Source organism: Adlercreutzia sp. DFI.6.23 (genome assembly GCF_024462535.1).
GTDB lineage: Bacteria > Actinomycetota > Coriobacteriia > Coriobacteriales > Eggerthellaceae > Adlercreutzia > Adlercreutzia rubneri.
Window position 1 is genome coordinate 191219 of record NZ_JANGBP010000002.1, and the last position, 18020, is coordinate 209238.

At 65.6% G+C, this 18020-nt stretch carries 18 protein-coding genes; all 18 read left to right on the forward strand.

Features of this window, described 5'->3' with window-relative positions; translation table 11 throughout:
• The first annotated feature begins 32 nt into the window (after positions 1 to 32).
• Positions 33 to 617: a helix-turn-helix domain-containing protein gene (locus NE591_RS16190; RefSeq protein WP_173112866.1), complete on the forward strand. Its 585-nt coding sequence runs from the start codon at positions 33 to 35 to the stop codon at positions 615 to 617.
• A 119-nt stretch (positions 618 to 736) separates the two neighbouring features.
• Positions 737 to 2527: an AMP-binding protein gene (locus NE591_RS02585; protein WP_173112869.1), complete on the forward strand. Its 1791-nt coding sequence runs from the start codon at positions 737 to 739 to the stop codon at positions 2525 to 2527.
• Entirely contained in the window at positions 2527 to 3264 is a 738-nt protein-coding gene (locus tag NE591_RS02590; protein ID WP_173112872.1) for a ParA family protein, read from the forward strand. The genes NE591_RS02585 and NE591_RS02590 overlap by 1 nt, the downstream gene beginning before the upstream one ends.
• A gap of 73 nt (positions 3265 to 3337) precedes the next feature.
• Positions 3338 to 3544, forward strand: a complete 207-nt coding sequence (locus NE591_RS02595; RefSeq protein ID WP_022739974.1) for a 4Fe-4S binding protein — start codon at positions 3338 to 3340, stop codon at positions 3542 to 3544.
• Between the two features lie 4 nt (positions 3545 to 3548).
• Positions 3549 to 4619 (forward strand): 3-methyl-2-oxobutanoate dehydrogenase subunit VorB, encoded by a 1071-nt coding sequence (locus NE591_RS02600; RefSeq protein WP_173112875.1) that lies wholly within the window; start codon positions 3549 to 3551, stop codon positions 4617 to 4619.
• 1 nt (position 4620) lies between these two features.
• Positions 4621 to 5475, forward strand: coding sequence for a thiamine pyrophosphate-dependent enzyme (locus NE591_RS02605; protein WP_114539013.1), 855 nt, complete (start codon positions 4621 to 4623; stop codon positions 5473 to 5475).
• The gene (locus NE591_RS02610) at positions 5475 to 6008 is read left to right on the forward strand and encodes a 2-oxoacid:acceptor oxidoreductase family protein (RefSeq protein ID WP_114539014.1); all 534 of its coding nucleotides are present in this window, start codon (positions 5475 to 5477) and stop codon (positions 6006 to 6008) included. The genes NE591_RS02605 and NE591_RS02610 overlap by 1 nt, the downstream gene beginning before the upstream one ends.
• A 237-nt stretch (positions 6009 to 6245) precedes the next feature.
• Positions 6246 to 6800 (forward strand): helix-turn-helix domain-containing protein, encoded by a 555-nt coding sequence (locus tag NE591_RS02615; protein WP_022739970.1) that lies wholly within the window; start codon positions 6246 to 6248, stop codon positions 6798 to 6800.
• Between the two features lie 180 nt (positions 6801 to 6980).
• Positions 6981 to 8654, forward strand: a complete 1674-nt coding sequence (locus NE591_RS02620) for an AMP-binding protein (protein WP_114539016.1) — start codon at positions 6981 to 6983, stop codon at positions 8652 to 8654.
• A 422-nt stretch (positions 8655 to 9076) separates the two neighbouring features.
• Positions 9077 to 9790 (forward strand): cytochrome c3 family protein, encoded by a 714-nt coding sequence (locus NE591_RS02625; RefSeq protein ID WP_114539017.1) that lies wholly within the window; start codon positions 9077 to 9079, stop codon positions 9788 to 9790.
• 196 nt (positions 9791 to 9986) lie between these two features.
• Positions 9987 to 10523, forward strand: coding sequence for a rubrerythrin family protein (locus NE591_RS02630; RefSeq protein WP_157011661.1), 537 nt, complete (start codon positions 9987 to 9989; stop codon positions 10521 to 10523).
• Positions 10524 to 10980: 457 nt separating this feature from the next.
• Complete coding sequence (gene pyrR, locus NE591_RS02635; RefSeq protein ID WP_157011658.1) at positions 10981 to 11577, forward strand: bifunctional pyr operon transcriptional regulator/uracil phosphoribosyltransferase PyrR; 597 nt, start codon at positions 10981 to 10983, stop codon at positions 11575 to 11577.
• Between the two features lie 4 nt (positions 11578 to 11581).
• The gene (locus tag NE591_RS02640; protein WP_114539020.1) at positions 11582 to 12526 is read left to right on the forward strand and encodes an aspartate carbamoyltransferase catalytic subunit; all 945 of its coding nucleotides are present in this window, start codon (positions 11582 to 11584) and stop codon (positions 12524 to 12526) included.
• Positions 12510 to 13802, forward strand: a complete 1293-nt coding sequence (locus NE591_RS02645; RefSeq protein ID WP_157011656.1) for a dihydroorotase — start codon at positions 12510 to 12512, stop codon at positions 13800 to 13802. Before NE591_RS02640 ends, NE591_RS02645 begins: the two co-directional genes overlap by 17 nt.
• A 273-nt stretch (positions 13803 to 14075) precedes the next feature.
• Entirely contained in the window at positions 14076 to 15077 is a 1002-nt protein-coding gene (locus NE591_RS02650; protein WP_114539022.1) for an ABC transporter substrate-binding protein, read from the forward strand.
• A 12-nt stretch (positions 15078 to 15089) separates the two neighbouring features.
• Positions 15090 to 16088 carry an iron ABC transporter permease gene (locus NE591_RS02655; protein WP_114539023.1) on the forward strand — a complete coding sequence of 333 codons (999 nt, stop codon included), beginning with the start codon at positions 15090 to 15092 and terminating at the stop codon, positions 16086 to 16088.
• Positions 16081 to 17085, forward strand: coding sequence for an iron ABC transporter permease (locus tag NE591_RS02660; RefSeq protein ID WP_114539024.1), 1005 nt, complete (start codon positions 16081 to 16083; stop codon positions 17083 to 17085). The genes NE591_RS02655 and NE591_RS02660 overlap by 8 nt, the downstream gene beginning before the upstream one ends.
• 15 nt (positions 17086 to 17100) lie before the next feature.
• Positions 17101 to 18015 (forward strand): ABC transporter ATP-binding protein, encoded by a 915-nt coding sequence (locus tag NE591_RS02665; RefSeq protein WP_227069537.1) that lies wholly within the window; start codon positions 17101 to 17103, stop codon positions 18013 to 18015.
• Positions 18016 to 18020: the final 5 nt, after the last annotated feature.

The window sequence follows — 18020 nt, forward strand, 5'->3', positions numbered from 1 at the left end:
ATTTTCGAGAACCGATAAGGAGGTCGCAGGTCGTGGAGCCGAATATCAAAGAGGTGGCGGGGCGTATTCGCGCTCTGCGAGAGGACATGGACCTCACATTGCAGGAGATGGCCGAGGCCACGGGCCGGTCGACGGCGGAGTACGCCGCGCAAGAGTCCGGCGAGGAGGACCTCTCCTTCACCTTCCTGTACAAGTGCGCCGAGAAGTTCGGCGTCGACGTCATCGAGCTGCTCACCGGCGAGAACCCGCACCTGACGGGCTACTCGCTCACGCGCGAGGGGGCGGGTCTTTCCATCAAGCGCCGTGCCGGCTTCGAGTACCTGCACAAGGCTCCGCATTTCCGCCACAAGCTGGCCGAGCCCTTTGTGGTCACCGCCCCCTATTTGGAAGAGGAGCAGGACGTGCCCGTGCACCTGTCCCGCCACGAGGGCCAGGAGCTCGACTTCATCATCTCCGGCCAGATGCGCTTCGCCTACGAGGATCACGAGGAGATCCTAAATCCGGGGGATGTCGTCATGTACGACTCCGGTCGCGGCCACGGCATGATTGCTACCGGAGGGGAGCCCTGCGTGTTTCTCGCCATTGTGATGAAGCCCGAGGGGGAGAAGATTATCTAGGCGGCCCGACTCGCGGGTGCGGCCGGCGTTCTTTGGCCCGGCCGCGCGCCCGCGCATCCGGCGTCGCCGAACCCAAGGTAATCGCCCGCCCTTTCAAGACTTCACCCAAGGATATCATCATGAGAAACATCAACTTGCGTTACGTGGACGAGGCCTACGACGAGAACGGTCTGCTCACGAAGTTCGACATCACCATGCCCGACGACTTCAACTTCGCCTACGACGTCGTGGACGACATCGCGATCAACGACCCCGAGCGCACCGCCATGGTCTGGTGCAATCCGGAAGGGGAGGAGCATGTCTTCACCTTCGCCGACATGAAGACGTGGTCGGACAAGACGGCGAACTTCCTGGCGGACTGCGGCATCGGGCGCGGCGACTTCGTCATGGTCATCCTGCGCCGCCACTACCAGTTCTGGTTCACGATGCTGGCCCTGGAGAAACTGGGGGCGGTGGCGGTACCGGCCACCTTCATGCTGAAGGAACACGACCTCACCTATCGCCTGAACGGGGCGGATATCAAGGCCATCATCGCCACCTCGGCCGGGGACATCGCCGACACCATCGACGCGGTGGTAGAGGAGTGCCCCAGCGTGGAGACGCTCATCCTCGTGAACCCTGCCGGCGCCGGGCTCACCCCTCGCGACGGGAACGGGAACTGGGTCGCTCCCGCCGGCGAGCTTGTCGGCGAGGCGCTCTCGGGCCCTGCGGGCATCTGCGCGGCCCCCGTCGCGCGCGAGGGCTGGCGCGACTTCAACAGCGAGGTGCTCGCCGCCTCGGCCGATTTCACCCGCCGCGAGACGGCGGGCGCCGATCCCATGCTCATGTACTTCTCCTCGGGCACTTCGGGCAATCCCAAGATGGTGCTCCACGATTCCGGCTACGCGCTGGCGCACCTCATCACGGCCAAGCACTGGCACAACGTAAACCCCGAGGGGCTGCACTTCACCATCGCCGACACCGGCTGGGGCAAGGCGGTCTGGGGCAAGTTCTTCGGCCAGTGGCTCATGGAGGCCGCAGTGCTCACCTACGACTTCGACCGCTACGATCCGGCCGAGATTCTCTCCCTCGTCGGTCGCTACGGCGTGACGACGCTCTGCTGCCCGCCGACGATGTACCGCCTCATGACCGAGGTGGACGTGGACGCCTTCGACCTGTCCAGCTTGGAGTACTGCACCACGGCCGGCGAAGCGCTGAACCCCGATCTGTTCGACTTCTGGCGCGAGCATACCGGCCTTACCATCTACGAAGGCTTCGGCCAGACGGAGACCCCGCTCACCGTGGGCAACCTCACGAACTCCACGCCGCGCCCGGGCTCCATGGGCAAGCCGGTGCCGATGTACGTCATGAAGGTCCTCCGCGAGGACGGCACCGAGTGCGACACCGGCGAGACCGGCGAGATCTGCATCGCCATCGATCCGCATCCGGCCGGCATCATGATGGAGTACTACCGTAATCCCGAGAAGACCGCCGAGGCCATGCACGACGGCTGGTACCACACCGGCGACACCGCCTGGCGCGACGAGGAGGGCAACTACTGGTACGTGGGCCGCAACGACGACGTCATCAAGTCGAGCGGCTACCGCATCGGCCCCTTCGAGATCGAGTCGGTCATGCTCGAGCACGACGCCGTGCGCGAGGTGGCCGTCACCGGCGTGCCCGATCCGGTGCGCGGCTTCGCCGTGAAGGCGACGGTGGTGCTTGCCGACGGCTGGCAGGGAAGCGACGAGCTTACCGCCGAGCTGCAGAAGTGGGTGAAGCGCCAGACGGCCCCCTACAAGTACCCGCGCATCATCGAGTACGTCGACGAGCTGCCCCGCACCGTCAACGGCAAGATTCGCCGCGCCGCCATCCGCGAGCAGGACAAGACCCACCACGCCTCCCAGAAAACCCCCGAGGGACTCATCTGATGACGGCGGGCGCATCTACTGGACTCCCGTTCCCGTTGGAGCCGGTTGTGGTGGTGACGGGGCATTACGGGGTGGGGAAGACCAACTTCTCCCTCAACCTCGCCATGGATGCCGCCGCGGCGGGGTACCGGGTGACGCTCGCCGACATGGACGTCGTGAACCCGTACTTCCGTTCCAACGAGTACCGCGATCTTCTGGAAGCGGCCGGGGTGCGGCTCATCGCGCCGGTGTTCGGCCACGTGGGCACGAGCCTCGATGTGCCGTCAGTCACCGGCGAGCTGGCCGTGACGGCGGCGGAGGCCTACCGCGACGAGACGGGCCGCACGGTCGTCATCGTTGATGCCGGCGGCGACGATGTGGGCGCCACGGCGCTCGCCCGCTTCGCGCCGGCCCTCGCGGCGGGTCCCTACGCCATGCTCTACGTGGTGAACGCCTTCCGCAACCTCACGCAGGCCCCCGCCGATGCGGTGGCGGTGCTGCGCGAGATCGAGGCCAAGAGCCATCTGGCGGCCACGGCCGTGGTGGGGAACTCCCACCTGCAGGCCGAGACCACTCTGGGACATATCGCCGAAAGTGTCCCGTATGCCCAGGCAGTGGCCTCGGCGGCAGGCCTTCCCGTCGCCTGCATTACCGCCCCCATTCAGGCCATTCGGCAGGAAAACACGGGGTCAACAGCCCTGGCGGACATTCCCAATGGCTATGCTGTGGAGGTGTACGTCAAGCCTCCCTGGTCCTAAGGGCGGCCCATTTTATACGAGAGAGGAGCGCGGGCGCAGCGGCCCGTGCGCGAGTTAAGCAAGGGAGGTTTCCATGGCGCGAGTCACCATCGACGATTTCTTCTGCAAGGGGTGCGGGCTGTGCACCGACGTCTGCCCGGTGGGCATCCTCGAGCTCGATCCGGATGTCATCACGGCCAAGGGCTATCACCCGGCCCATTGCACCGACGAGGACAAGTGCACCGGTTGCGCCACCTGCGCGACCATGTGCCCCGATGTGGCCATCACGGTTGAAAGGTAGTTCAATGGCTGAGAAAGTACTCATGAAGGGCAACGAGGCCATGGCCGAGGCGGCCATGCGCGCCGGCTGCCGCTTCTTCTTCGGTTACCCCATCACGCCCCAGACCGAGGTGGCCGCCTATATGGCGAAGATGATGCCGAAAGTGGGGGGCACCTACCTTCAGGCGGAGTCCGAAGTGGCGGCCATCAACATGGTCTACGGCGCGTCGGCGGCCGGTGCCCGCGTGATGACCTCCTCGTCGTCCCCGGGAATCTCGCTGAAGAGCGAGGGCATCTCGTATATGGCCGGCGCCGATCTGCCCGGCGTCATCGTCAACGTGCAGCGCGGCGGCCCGGGTCTGGGCTCCATCCAGCCCTCCCAGGCCGACTACTGGCAGGCCACCAAGGCCACCGGCCACGGCGACTTCCACATCGTCGTGTACGCGCCCTCCACGGTGCAGGAGATGGCCGACTACGCCTTCAAGGCCTTCGACACGGCCGACAAGTACCGTGTGCCGGTCATGATCATGGCCGACGGCATGCTCGGCCAGATGATGGAGCCCGTAGTGCTGCCCGAGGCCCTCGCCTTAGAGGATCTGCCGGAGAAGCCCTGGGCCACCTGCGGCCACGGCCACAAACGTCCCCACAACGTGGCGAACTCGCTGTATCTGACCGCGTCCGATCTGGAGGACCTCGTTCGCGAGCGCTACGAGCGCTACGCCGTCATCGAAGAGACCGAGCAGGAGGCCGAAACCTACCTCACCGAGGATGCCGACATCGTGCTCGTGGCCTTCGGCGGTGCCGCCCGCGTGGCCCGCTCGGCGGTGAACGCCGCCCGCGAGCAGGGCATCAAGGCGGGGCTTGTGCGCCCCATCACGCTGTGGCCCTTCCCGACCCGCGCCATCGAGGCGGTCGTTCCCACGGCCAAGGCCTTCCTCGATGTGGAGATGAACATGGGTCAGATGCTGGAGGACGTCCGTCTGGCGGTGGCCGGCCGCGTGCCGGTGGAGTTCTACGGCCGCACCGGCGGCGTCATCCCGACCCCCGACGAGGTGCTGGCGGCCATTGTCGCTTTGAACGAGAAGGTAGGTGAGTAGCATGGCCGAGACGACTGAGAAGGAAATGAAGGTGGTCTTCGAGCGACCCCACTCCCTGTTGCCCGTGGTCACGAACTTCTGCCCCGGCTGCCCCCACGGCATCGTGGAGCGTCTGGTGTGCGAGGTCATGGACGAGCTGGACATCGAAGGCGAGACGATCGGCGTGGCGCCCGTGGGCTGTTCGGTCATCTCCTACGACTTCTTCGGCTGCGACATGATCGAGGCCGCCCACGGCCGAGCGCCCGCGGTGGCCACGGCGGTGAAGCGCGTGCATCCCGACAAGGTGGTCTTCGCCTACCAGGGCGACGGAGATCTGGCCTCCATCGGCATGGCCGAGACGGTCCATGCGGCCACCCGAGGCGAGAACATCACCATCATCTTCATCAACAACGCCATCTACGGCATGACCGGCGGCCAGATGGCCCCCACCTCGCTGCCGAACCAGGTGACCCAGACGAGCCCCTACGGGCGCGACGTGTCCACAGCCGGCAACCCCATCCGCGTGAGCGAGCTTCTGAACGCGCTGGACGGCCCGGCCTACATCGAGCGCGTCTGCGTCGATACGCCGAAGAACGTGCGCAAGGCCAAAAAGGCCATCAAGAAGGCCTTCCAGAACCAGATCGACGGCGTGGGCTACTCGTTCATCGAGGTGGTCTCCACCTGTCCCACCAACTGGGGCATGACGCCGCAGGACGCTTTCGAGTGGATGCGCGTGAACATGCTGCCGTACTACCCGCTCGGGGTGGTGCGCGATGTGACCGCCGACGGCTTCGCCAATGCTGCCGAGGCGGCGAGCGCCCGCAATGCCGCCTGCCCCATCGCCCATCCCGAGGCTGTGTCAGAAGGAGGCAACTAATGGGCAAGGATCTTACCTGTGTCGTCGCCGGCTTCGGCGGCCAAGGGTCGCTGTTCGCCGGCAAGGTCATCGCCACGGCCGGCCTCATCGAGGACCGCGAGGTGTCGTGGATGCCCTCCTACGGCCCCGAGATGCGCGGCGGCACCGCCAACTGCTCGGTGACGCTGTCCGATGAGCCCATCGGCAGCCCGCTGATCACGCGCCCGCGCGCACTCATCGCCCTGAACCAGCCCTCCTTTGACAAGTTCATCGACAACGTGGAAGAGGGCGGCATCGTGGTGGTTGACACGGCCATGGTGCCGAGCCTCACCGAGCCTGAGGGCGTGACGGTCATCGGCATTCCCGCGACGAAGATGTGCGAGGAGGCCGGCCTCAAAGGCCTCGGCAACATCGTGCTCATCGGCAAGCTGTGGGCCGAGACCGGCTTCTGCTCCGAGGAGGCGCTCGACGGCGCCATCGCAAAGGTGGCCGGCAAGAAGCCCGAGAAGCTGGAGCAGAACCGCCAAGCCATCAAACTCGGCATCAACGCCTGATTTTCTGGTAACGGCTAAGTAGGCGGAGGCGCGACGGGCTCTCCCGCGCGCAAGTTGCGCAGCGAACGGAACAGCCCAGTGGGCTGTTCCGCCGAGCGAGCCATTGCTTGAGCGCGGGAGAGGCCGTCGCGCCTCCGCCGACGGCACCTGCGCGCGGGGACACCCGACCGCCTCCAGCCCTCGGGGATTGAATAAGGCACCGTCCAGTCAGGGGCGGGACAAGATAGAAGGACGAACATGGAAGAAGAGAACCTGAAAGACTTGGGCGAGCGCCTGCAGGGCCTGCGCGAGGCCTGCGACGTGTCGCGCCACACCATGGCCGAGGAGCTCGGCGTCGATATCGACACCTACCGCGGCTGGGAGGAGACCGGCGAGGACATCCCCATCTCGGCCATCTACCACATGGCCCGCAAGTTCAACGTCGACCTCACCGAGATCCTCACAGGAACCGCACCGAAGCTGGACACCTACCATTTGGTGCGCCGCGGCGAGACCGAGGAGGTCGAGCGCTTCCCGGGGTACCACTACGAGGACATGGCCAGCCGCTACGCCCGCAAGATCATGCAGCCGCTGCTGGTCATCTTGGACCCGTGTGACGAGCCGGCCGAGCTGGTGTGCCACGATGGCCAGGAGTTCAACTACGTGCTGGAAGGGTCGCTCATCCTCACCTTCGGCGACCGCGACATCCAGCTGAACGCCGGCGACAGCATCTACTTCAACCCGACCTACCCCCACGGCCAGCGCTGCAACGGCGACGTCCCCTGCAAATTCATCACCATCATCGCGGAATAGCACTATAACGTTTTCGTAAGAGCAGCGTCGCGATTTCGGGTGCTTCGACCGAGCGAGTTCCGCAGCGAACGAAACAGTCCAGTGGACTGTTTCGCAGAGCGAGGACTGTCTGAGCGAATCGAAGTACCCGGAAGCGCGATGCGGAGGACAACAAATAGGAGAGCAGAGAGAAGCACCACTATGGATCATGTTCTGAAGAAGTACTGCCCGAGAATTGAATTCGATTCCTACGAGGACTTCGCCGAGAACTTCACCATCGAGGTTCCCGAGGCCTTCAACTTCGGTTTCGACGTCGTCGACGAGTGGGCCGCCGTGGAGCCCGACAAGCGGGCGCTTCTGTGGACCAACGACGCCGGCGAGGAGCGTGTGTTCACGTTCACCGACATCAAGCGCCTGTCCAACCAGGCCGCCAACGCCTTTAAGGAGCTCGGCATCGGCAAGGGCGACGTGGTCATGTGCATCCTGCGCCGCCGCTGGGAGTACTGGGTGTGCGCCGTGGCCCTCTGCAAGTTGGGCGCCACCATCATCCCCGCGTCGCTGCAGCTCACGCGCAAGGATGTGGTCTACCGTGCCAACAGCGCCGACGTGAAGGCCATCGTCGCCGTGAACGACGAGTACGTCTGCACGCAGGTGGAAGAGGCCATGCCCGATTGCCCCACGGTGCGCGAGAAGTTCATCGTGGACGGCTCCCGCGAGGGCTGGGTCGATTTCGACGAGCTCATCGCCGGCTACCCCGATACCTTCGAGCGTCCGACCGGCGAGGCGGGCGTCACCTCCAAAGACATCATGCTCATGTACTTCACGAGCGGCACGACGGGCAACCCCAAGGCCGTGGAGCACAACTTCGCCCATCCGCTCGGCCACATCATAACGGCGAAGTACTGGCAGCAGGTGCAGGAGAACAAGCTGCACATGTCGGTGACCGACTCCGGTTGGGCCAAGTTCGGCTGGGGCAAGATCTACGGCCAGTGGATCGCCGGCGCCACCATCTTCGCCTACGACATGGACAAGTTCGTGCCCACCAAGCTTCTCCAGAAGATCCAGGACTACAAGCTCACCACCTTCTGCGCGCCGCCCACCATGTACCGCTTCATGCTGCAGGAGGATGTGGCCGCCTACGATCTGTCCAGCGTGGAGAACTTCGCCACGGCCGGCGAGCCGCTGAACGCGGAGGTGACCATTCAATGGGAGCGCCTCACCGGCAAGAAGATCCGCGAGGGCTTCGGCCAGACCGAGGGCCCGGTGCTTCTGGCCACCTTCCCGTGGATCGAGCCGAGGCCCGGCTCCATGGGCAAGCCGTCGCCCCTGCTCAACGTGAAGCTGCTCGACGACGACGGCCGCGAGGTCGATGACGGCGAGGAGGGCGCCATCTGCGTGACGGGCCTGAAAGAGGCCTACCCGCCGGGGTTGTTCGTGGGCTACTACGGCAACCCGGAGCGTACGGAGGAGGCCGTGGGAGGGGAGTATTACAACCTCCACGACATGGCTTGGCGCGATTCCGACGGCTATTGCTACTTCGTGGGTCGCAACGACGATGTCATCAAGTGCTCCGGCTACCGCATCGGCCCCTTCGAGGTGGAAAGTGCGCTGGTGGAGCATCCGGCCGTGGTGGAGTGCGCTGTTACGGCGGCGCCGGATCCCATCCGCGGCAAAGTGGTGAAGGCCACCATCGTGCTCGCGAAGGGCTACGAGGGCACCGACGCGCTCACCCGCGAGCTGCAGGACCACGTGAAGAAGACCACGGCTCCCTACAAGTACCCGCGCATCATCGAGTACGTGGACGAGCTGCCCAAGACCATCGGCGGCAAGATCAAGCGCAAGCTCATCCGCCAGACCGACGGTATTCAGGAGTAGTTCCGTTCGCCCTGACGGGACGAACGGGAACGCCGACGCTGCGGCTCCGACAGGCACCTGGCCTTGCCCCTTGTTTTCACCTCGGCGCGTACCGAAGTACGCTTGGGTGAAAGGCGGGGCAATTCCAGGCACCTGTCGGAGCCTCGCTGATTTCCTTGGTCCAATTTCTCTCTCTTTTCTTCTCGATGGGCTAAAAACACCATTGGCGAGAATTTCGCGGTGATCGGCGTTGTCAATTGCAGCCAAGTTCAGGTATCATGCACATCGAAGCGAAACCCCAAGGGGCGATGGCGTCGCGCTTCGAATGGCGCCGCCCTTGCCCCTCGAGGTTCAGAGGTCAGCTGGGGAGGGCAGATCGCTCGCTTCGAAGGAAGGAGATGCCATAAGGGCATCTCGAGGATCCCCAACTGGAAGGAAGAGGCATGACAGAAGAAGAGAAAAAGGTGGACGGGCAGACTGCCGAGCCTGCCGCCCAGAAGAAAAAGAAGAAGTGGCCCATCGTCGTGGGCGTCGTCGTCGCTGTGCTCGTCGTGGCCGGCGCCGGCTTCTGGGTATGGCACGAGCAGCCGAGCTTCTGCAACGCCATCTGCCACACCCCGATGGACGCCTACCTGCCCACCTATGAGGCCGAGCCTGGCCAGGCCGCCACTGACGTGTGGGGCAACGAGGTCGCCAACGCCTCCGGCATGATGGCCGCTGTGCATCGCGCCCAGAACGGCACCACCTGCCTCGGTTGCCACGTGCCCACCCTGTCCGAGCAGATCGGCGAGGGCATGAGCTGGATCACCGGCAGCTACGAGGTTCTGAACACCCAGACCGGCCAGCAGGTCGTGCCCGAGAAGTCCCTGGAGGATCTCGTGGCCGCCCGCGGCATCGAGCCCGATCAGTTCTGCCTGAACGAGTCCTGCCACAACATGACTCGCGACGACCTGATCCAGGCCACCGCCGATCTGGAGCGCAACCCGCACGTGGCCCAGCACGGTGAGAACCAGTGCAGCGACTGCCACAAGGCGCACCGCGCTTCCGTGAACATGTGCTCGCAGTGCCACAACGACGCCCCCATCCCCGAGGGCTGGATCTCCGCTGCGGACAACACCGCGCTGGAGAAGGAGCTGGACAGCCTGAACAAGGCCTAAGCTTCTCGCCACGCAGAGCATCATGGGGAAGGCCGCCTTCGGGCGGCCTTCCCTTTTTGTCGGGGGTGCAATGGCGAAGTTACGATTACCCAACTCCTTAAGGTTAGCCGCCGCAACTCGCGGCGCCGAGTCTCACTATAGGTAGGACGATACGGCGCCCGCGCGAGCGAGGCCGTGGTGAAAGGAGTTGGAACCCATGGAACTTGAGAAGTCCCAGACATGGAAGAACCTGGAGAGCGCGCTCTCCCAGGAGGCCGTGGCCTACTGCGAGTACACGTTCTACGGCCAGCAGGCCGCCAAGGACGGCTACAAGCAGATCTCCGACATCTTCAACGAGACCGCCGACAACGAGCTGCACCACGCGAAGCTGCACTACAAGAAGATGCACGGCGGGAAGGTACCCGGCACGCTCGACAACCTGAAGGCCGCCGCTGCTAGCGAGGACGAGGAGGTCGGCATCTACACCGACTATGCCAAAACCGCCCGCGAGGAGGGCTTCGCCGATCTGGCCGACTTCTTCGAGGGCCTGGCCGCCATCGAGAAGAGCCACGAGAACCGCTACCAGCTGCTCATCGAGCGCATCGAGAACGACGAGGTGTTCCGCCGCAAGGAAGTGAAGGTGTGGGTGTGCACCGTGTGCGGCCACATCGAGATCGGCACCGAGCCCCCCGAGAAGTGCCCCGTCTGCGAGCACCCGCAGGGCTACTTCGAGATCAAGGCCGAGAACTTTTAGATTCCGTCGTTGCTGACGCAACAACGGGAATTCTCGACGCTGCGGCTCCGACAGGCACCTGCCCTTCGCATTCAGCGCTTTCCCTCACGGCCCCAAGGCCGCTCGGCCGCGCTTCAAGCGAATTGCAGGCACCTGTCGGAGCCTCGCTGACTTCCTTGGGCGAACCTGTGGCCATCCCATTTTCGCCTTTTTAGAAAAAATTCAATACAAGGCTTGCAAGTCATCTTTCTGCGGTGTATGGTGCAACCGTCCTTTAAATGCGGTACAGAGAGGCCGACAAGGTAACCCCAATCAGCGCAGCGCCCGTCAAGCGGGCGGCAAGCGCAACGACGCAGGAAGCCTAGTCGTCAGACGGGCTTTTTCTTTTGCCCGCGCGGCGGCACGAAGCTCGCGGAAAACTCGGACGCGGGGCTTCGCGGACTCGTCTGTACGCACTGACCTTACGAAGGGAGTGTGTATGAACGACGAGAGCATGGTCAAGTCGGTCTGCATGGATGCAGACGACATCGAGCGAGCGGTGACGCGCATGGCGCACCAGATTCTCGAGGCCAACAAGGGCGCGGAAAACCTCGCGCTCGTGGGCATCGTCACGCGAGGCGACCTTCTCGCGAAGATGCTCGTTCACAAGATCGAGGAGATCGAGGGGGTCAAGGTTCCCCTGGGCAAGCTGGACATCAGCTTCTATCGCGACGACTTCGCGACCCATATGTCCCCCGAGGTCCATTCCACCGACATCCCGTTTAGCATCGACGGCATGACCATCGTGCTCGTGGACGACGTGCTGTACACGGGCCGCACTATCCGTGCGGCGCTGGACGCCCTCATGGACATCGGCCGCCCCGCCGCCGTGGAGCTGGCGGTCCTCGTCGACCGCGGCCATCGCGAGCTGCCCATCCGCGCCGACTTCGTGGGCAAGAACGTCCCCTCGTCCTCCAGCGAGAACGTGCGCCTGTTCTTGGAGGAAGTCGACGGCATCTCGGCCGTGGAGATTCTGGACATCGAGCCGGGCAAGCGCGCAGGCGCCGCTGCCCTGACGAAAAAGGAAGGTGAGTAGGTCCATGGCCTTCGATCACAAGCACCTCATCGACATCACGGAGTACTCCGCCGATGACATCATGACCATCCTGGAGACGGCCAAGACCTTCAAGCAGGTCAACGAGCGGCGCATCAAGAAGGTACCGACGCTGAAGGGCTTCACCGTCGTGAACATGTTCAACGAGCCCTCCACCCGCACCCGCTCCTCCTTCGAGATCGCCGAGAAGCGCCTTTCCGCCGACTCTCTGAACTTCGGCGGTTCCTCCACGGCCACGGTGAAGGGCGAGAGCCTCGTGGACACCGTGAAGACGCTCTGCTCCTACAAGATCGACTGCATCGTGGTGCGCGACCGCTGGGCCGGCGTGCCCCGCAAGATCGCGGATGTGTCCGGCGTGTCGGTCATCGACGCCGGCGACGGCAAGCACCAGCATCCCACCCAGGCGCTGCTCGATCTGTACTCCATCTGGGAGGAGAAGGGCTCCTTCGACAACCTGCACGTGGGCGTGGTGGGCGACATCTCGCACTCCCGCGTGTGCGGCTCGCTCATTCCGGCGCTCAAGATCATGGGCTGCGAGGTGACGGTCATCGCACCGCCGACGCTGCTGCCCGCGCGCCCCGACATCCTGGGCGCCGACCATGTGACGAGCAACCTGGACGAGGCGCTGCCCGAGCTGGACGTGGTGTACATGTTGCGCATCCAGCGCGAGCGCTTCGAGGGCGCGCCCTACCCGAACCTGCGCGAGTACAACCTGCTCTACGGCCTCACCGAGGAGCGCGACCGTCTTTTGAAGCCCGACGCGTGCGTGTGCCACCCGGGCCCCATCAACCGCGGCGTGGAGCTGGACAGCTTCATGGCCGACCATCCCAAGCGCTCCATCATCCTCGACCAAGTTTACGCCGGCGTCCTCGTGCGCATGGCCGCCCTGTACCTGCTCCTAGGAGGTAGCAACGATGGCATTGATGCTTAAGAACGCCCGTCTGATCGACCCCCAGATCGGCCTTGATGAAGTGGCCGACATCCTCATCCGCGACGGCAAGATCGTGGAGGTGGGCCACGACCTCACCATGGAGAAGGGCGTCGAGCGCGACCTGTCCGGCAAGATCGTCACCCCCGGCCTCGTGGACATGCACGTGCACTTCCGCGATCCGGGCCAGGAGCAGAAGGAGGACATCGCCTCCGGCTCCCGTGCGGCGGCCCACGGCGGCTTCACCGCGGTGTGCACCATGCCGAACACGAGCCCGGTGGTCGACGACGCCGTGGCCGTGGAATATGTGAAGGCCCGCGCCGCGGCCGTGGGGAAGTGCCGCGTCGTGGTGGCCGGCGCCTGCTCCAAGGATCTGAAGGGCGAGGTGCTCTCCGACATGGGCGACATGTACGCCCACGGCGCGCCGGTGTTCACCGACGACGGCCACGGCATCCAGGACGCCGGCATGATGCGTCGCGTCATGGACTACGCCAACCAGTTCGACACCGTCATCATGGCCCACTGCCAGGACGACTCGCTCGTGGCCGACAGTCAGGTGAACGAGGGCGTGGCGAGCACGCGCCTGGGCATGGTGGGCTGGCCGGCCGAGGGCGAGGAGCTCGAGATCGCTCGCGACATCGCGCTGTGCCGCCTGACGGGCTGCCCGCTGCACATCCAGCACATCACCACCAAGCGCGGGCTCGATCTGGTGGCCGCCGCCAAGGCCGAGGGCCTGCCGGTGACCTGCGAAGTGACGCCGCACCACATGTTCCTCACCGAGGACGCCATCACCGCCGAGTACCAGACCGCGCTGAAGGTGAACCCGCCGCTGCGCACCGCCGAGGATGCCGCCGCGCTCATCGAGGGCCTCGCGAATGGTACCATCGACGCCATCGTCACCGATCACGCGCCCCACACCGATTGGGAGAAGGACCGCGAGTTCGAGCTGGCGCCCTTCGGCATGACCGGTCTTGAGACCTCGCTCTCCCTCGTGCTCACGAACCTCGTGCGCGCCGGCGTCATCGACTACGGCCGCATGATTCAGGCCATGGCCGTCGCCCCGCGCGAGATCCTGCGCCAGGAGCCGGTGAAAATCGAGGCCGGCAGCGTGGCCGACCTCACGGTCATCGACCCGGAGGCCGCCTGGACCGTGGAGGTGGGCGACTTCTACTCCAAGGCCAACAACTCCGGCTTCATCGGAGCCGAGCTTACGGGCCGCGCCACCGACGTCTACGTCGGCGGCTACGCCACCATGGAGGACGGCAAGATCGTCGAGTAGGTACCTGCCGACAACCAATGTCTTGCCTGGAAGGGGCCGTCTTCGGACGGTCCCTTCTCGTTTTCCCGCCTCAAGGGTGCTTTACGGGAAAGCGTCGGCTGGGCAACAGGCGAGGGGTAGACGCGGGAGTGGGGGGAGCTCCTGCCTAGAATGAGGCTAGCCGGTTGTGGATGTTTCCCGAAGGACTTGCATAAAAGTAAGCCAGTGATAACATTTGGCGCCATAAGTTCGCTGAAACTAACTGATTGCTCAGCTTTAGGAAAGGATGTGCTCATGCCCCCGATTTCCCGTCGCACCTTCGCAGCCTTCCTCGCTACCGCTGCCTTGACCCCTGTGCTCGGCGGCTGCTCCTCTTCTGCCGGCTCCTCTGCGGAAGGGGAGGGCACCGCGACGACCGATGCCGGCGCTTCTAACGCCGATGCCGCCGCAAGCGCTGCCACCCGCACCGTGGACACCGACAAGGGCCCGGTGGAGATTCCGACCAACCCCCAGACCATCGTCAGCGACTACTACCTCGGCGAGTTTCTGGCCGTGGACGTGAAGCCCGTCGTCGCGAGCCCCTACGCCCTGAACAACCCCTTCCTCGCCGGGCTGTGCGACGACATCGAGGCGCTGAACACCACCTCGGCCGAGACCTCGCTCGAGATGATCGCCGAGAAGCAGCCGGATCTCATCGTCACCATCACCGAGGCCGACTACGACAAGTACGCCAAGATCGCGCCGACGGTCTACATCGCCGATGGCACGCGCTCCGACGAGGATCTGTTCCGCTACATCGCCGATTTGGTGGGCAAAAAGGATGCCGCCGAGGCGTACATCGCCGAGTTCAACGACAAGGTGGCCACGGTGAAGGACGAGATCACAGGTATCGTGGGCGACCGCACCGTGTCCATTCTGGAGGTGTGGCCCCAGGAGATCTACACCATGGGCAGCCACTTCGCCCGTGGCGGCTCCATTCTTTACGATATGTGGGGGCTGAAGGCGCCCGAGGCCATCCAGGGCCCCATGGTAGAGGGCGACGAGGCCTACAAGGTGATCTCCGTGGAGGCGCTGCCCGACTACGCCGGCGACTTCATCTGCTACGGCGTGCTGGACGGCGCGGACTCGGCCTACGTGGACGACTCGCAGCTATGGAAGAACCTGCCCGCCGTCAAGGCCGGTCGCCTCATGCCCTACGAGCAGGTGGCCTTCATGCACCGCGACCCCATCACGCTCACCAACCAGCTCGAGGCCTTCACCGACTTCTTCCGTGCCCATGCGGATGCGGCGGCCTAGCAGGGACGCTTCGTGTCGCGCCTCAGGACATCGATCTTCCTGATCGGGGGAGTCGTCGCGGTCGCGCTGGCCGCGGGGCTCTCCCTGTTCTTCGGCAGCACCCCCATTCCGCCCGACCAGGTGCTGGGGGCGCTCTTCTCGCCGGATATGGCGAATCAGGAGCACGTGGCCATCCTTGAGCTGCGCGGGCCCCGTACGGTGGGCTGCATCCTCGTGGGGGCGGCCTTCGCCGTGGCCGGCGCCGTCATGCAGGGCGTGACCCGCAACCCCCTGGCCGACTCGGGGCTTCTGGGCATCAACGCCGGGGCCGCCTTCGCGCTGGCGCTGTGCCTGGCGCTACTGCCGGGTATGAGCTTCGCTGGGGTGGTGGGGTGCTCGTTTGTAGGCGCCGCCTTCGCCCTGGCCGTGGTCTTCGGGGCCGTGAGCTTCCGCCGGCGCAACATGGATCCCGTCCTGCTGGTGCTGGCGGGCTGCGCAGTGGGGCTCTTCCTCACGGCGCTCGCCCAGGGCGTGGCCATCTTCTTCAATATCGGCTACTCGCTCACCTTCTGGACCGCCGGCGGCGTGGCCGGCATCCGCGCCGACACACTGGCCATGACCGCTCCGTTCATCGTGGCGGCGCTGGCGGCCTCCTGGGCGCTGGCGCGGCGGGTGACGGTGCTCTCGCTGGGCGAGGAGGCCGCCTCGGGGCTCGGCGTGAACGTGGGGAAATCCCGCACGCTGTGCTTGCTCGTGGTGCTCGTCCTGGCGGGAGCGGCCGTGGCCCTGGCCGGGCCGGTGGCCTTCGTGGGCCTCATGGTGCCGCACATGGTGCGCCGCTTCGTGGGATCGGACTACCGGGCCGTCATCCCCGCCTCCATGGTGGGAGGGGCCCTGTTCATGCTGCTGGCCGACGTGCTCGCCCGCACGCTCATGGCGCCGAGCGAGATTCCCATCGGCGCCATCTTCGCCATCGTCGGCGTGCCGTTCTTCATTTGGTGCGCGCGGAGGGAGGCGACCGGCCTTGACTGAGCGAAAGAAACGGCTGCGCACGGGCGCGGTGCTGGCGATCCTCGCCGTGTTGGCGCTTTTGGCCCTGTGGTGCGACATCAACGCCGGCTACCGCAGTATTTCCTTGGAAGAGCTGGGACAGATCCTCTCCGGCACGGCGAGCCGGAGCCTCACCTACACGCTGGTGGACCTGCGGCTGCCCCGGGTGCTCACCTCTCTTCTGGTGGGCGTGGGGCTGTCGCTTTCCGGGTGCCTTCTGCAGGGCGTCTCCCGCAACGACATGGCCGACCCGGGCGTGCTCGGCATCAATGCCGGCGCGGGGCTGCTCGTGGCCGCCTTCGTCGTCTTCGTGCCCGCGGGGCTTGTTCCCTCCGCCGTGGCCCTGCCCCTGCTCGCCTTCGCGGGCTCGGCGGCGGTGGCCTTCCTCGGCTGGAGGCTGTCGGTGGTGCGCGGCGCCTCCAGCCCGCGCCGGCTGCTGCTCATCGGCGTCGCTTTGGCCACGGGGCTCTCCAGCGCGACGTCGCTGCTCATGCTGCGCATGTCCGACGGCGACTACGCCTTCGTGCAGAACTGGATCGCCGGCAGCATCTGGGGTGCCAGTTGGGAGAATGTGGCCATCCTCGCCGTGGGGCTGGCACTGCTCACGGCCGGCGCCCTCTACGCCTCGCGCACACTGAACGTGCTGGGACTCGGCGAGGCAGCGGCCACGGGACTCGGCGTGAACGTGCCCCGGGCCCGCGCTGCCCTCACCGCCGTTGCCGTGGGGGCATCGGGGCTCGCCTGCGCCGTGGGCGGCGGCCTCACCTTCGTGGGGCTCGTGTGCCCGCATATGGCGCGGCGCCTCGTGGGGCCGAACTTCCGGACGCTCGTGCCGGCATGCGTGCTCGTGGGCGCGGTGCTCATGCTCCTGGCCGACATCATCTCGCGCACGCTGCTCGCCCCCAACGAGATTCCCGTCGGCATCGTGGCGGCCGTCATCGGCGCGCCCTATTTCCTGTACCTGTTGGCGAGATCCTAGGAGAAGGTGACGCTTGTGAAGAAGCCGAACGCAGCGGATTTCCGCGATTCCCCCCGCGAAGGCGCTTCCGGGGCATTCGAAATCGGCGGCGAGCCCTTGCTCTGCGAGACCTGCGACCGCACCTGCGAGCGCTTCTCGGACGCGGCCCTGCGCGGCGAGGCCGTGTCGGTGGGCTACGGCGACCGTGTCATCATCAAGCCCATGGACGTGGCCGTGCCCGCGGGAGAGATCACCTCCATCATCGGCCCGAACGGCTGCGGGAAATCCACGCTTCTAAAGGCGCTCTCGCGCACCATGCCCCTGCGCGGCGGGGCAGTGTACTTAAACGGGACGGCCATCGCCACCATGCCCACGGCCGAGGTCGCCCGCCAGATGGCGCTTCTGCCGCAATCGCCCCAGGCGCCGGCTGGGCTCACCGTGGGCGAGCTGGTAGCCCTTGGCCGCTACCCGCACCAGAGGGGCTTCGGACGCCTGACCGACGATGATCGGCGCATCATCGACTGGGCCCTTTCCATCACGCACTTGGACGGCCTGGCCGAGCGCCCCATCGACGCGCTTTCCGGCGGCCAGCGCCAGCGGGCCTGGATCGCCATGGCGCTCGCCCAGGACACGGGCCTCATCCTTCTGGACGAGCCCACCACCTACCTGGACATGGCCCACCAACTGGAGGTGCTGGAGCTTCTGCAGACGCTCAACCGCGACCAGGGCAAGACCATCGCGCTCGTCATCCACGAGCTGAACCTGGCCGCCCGCTTCTCCGACTGGATGATCGCCCTGAAATCCGGCGCCATCCGCGGCGCGGGCACGCCGGCCGAGGTGATGACCCCGGCCCTCCTACGCGAGGTCTTCGGCCTGGACGCCCTCATCGCCCCCGACCCCTGGACCGGCCGCCCCAGTCTTGTGAGTTACCGCCTGGCAGGGGAGGAATAAACCGT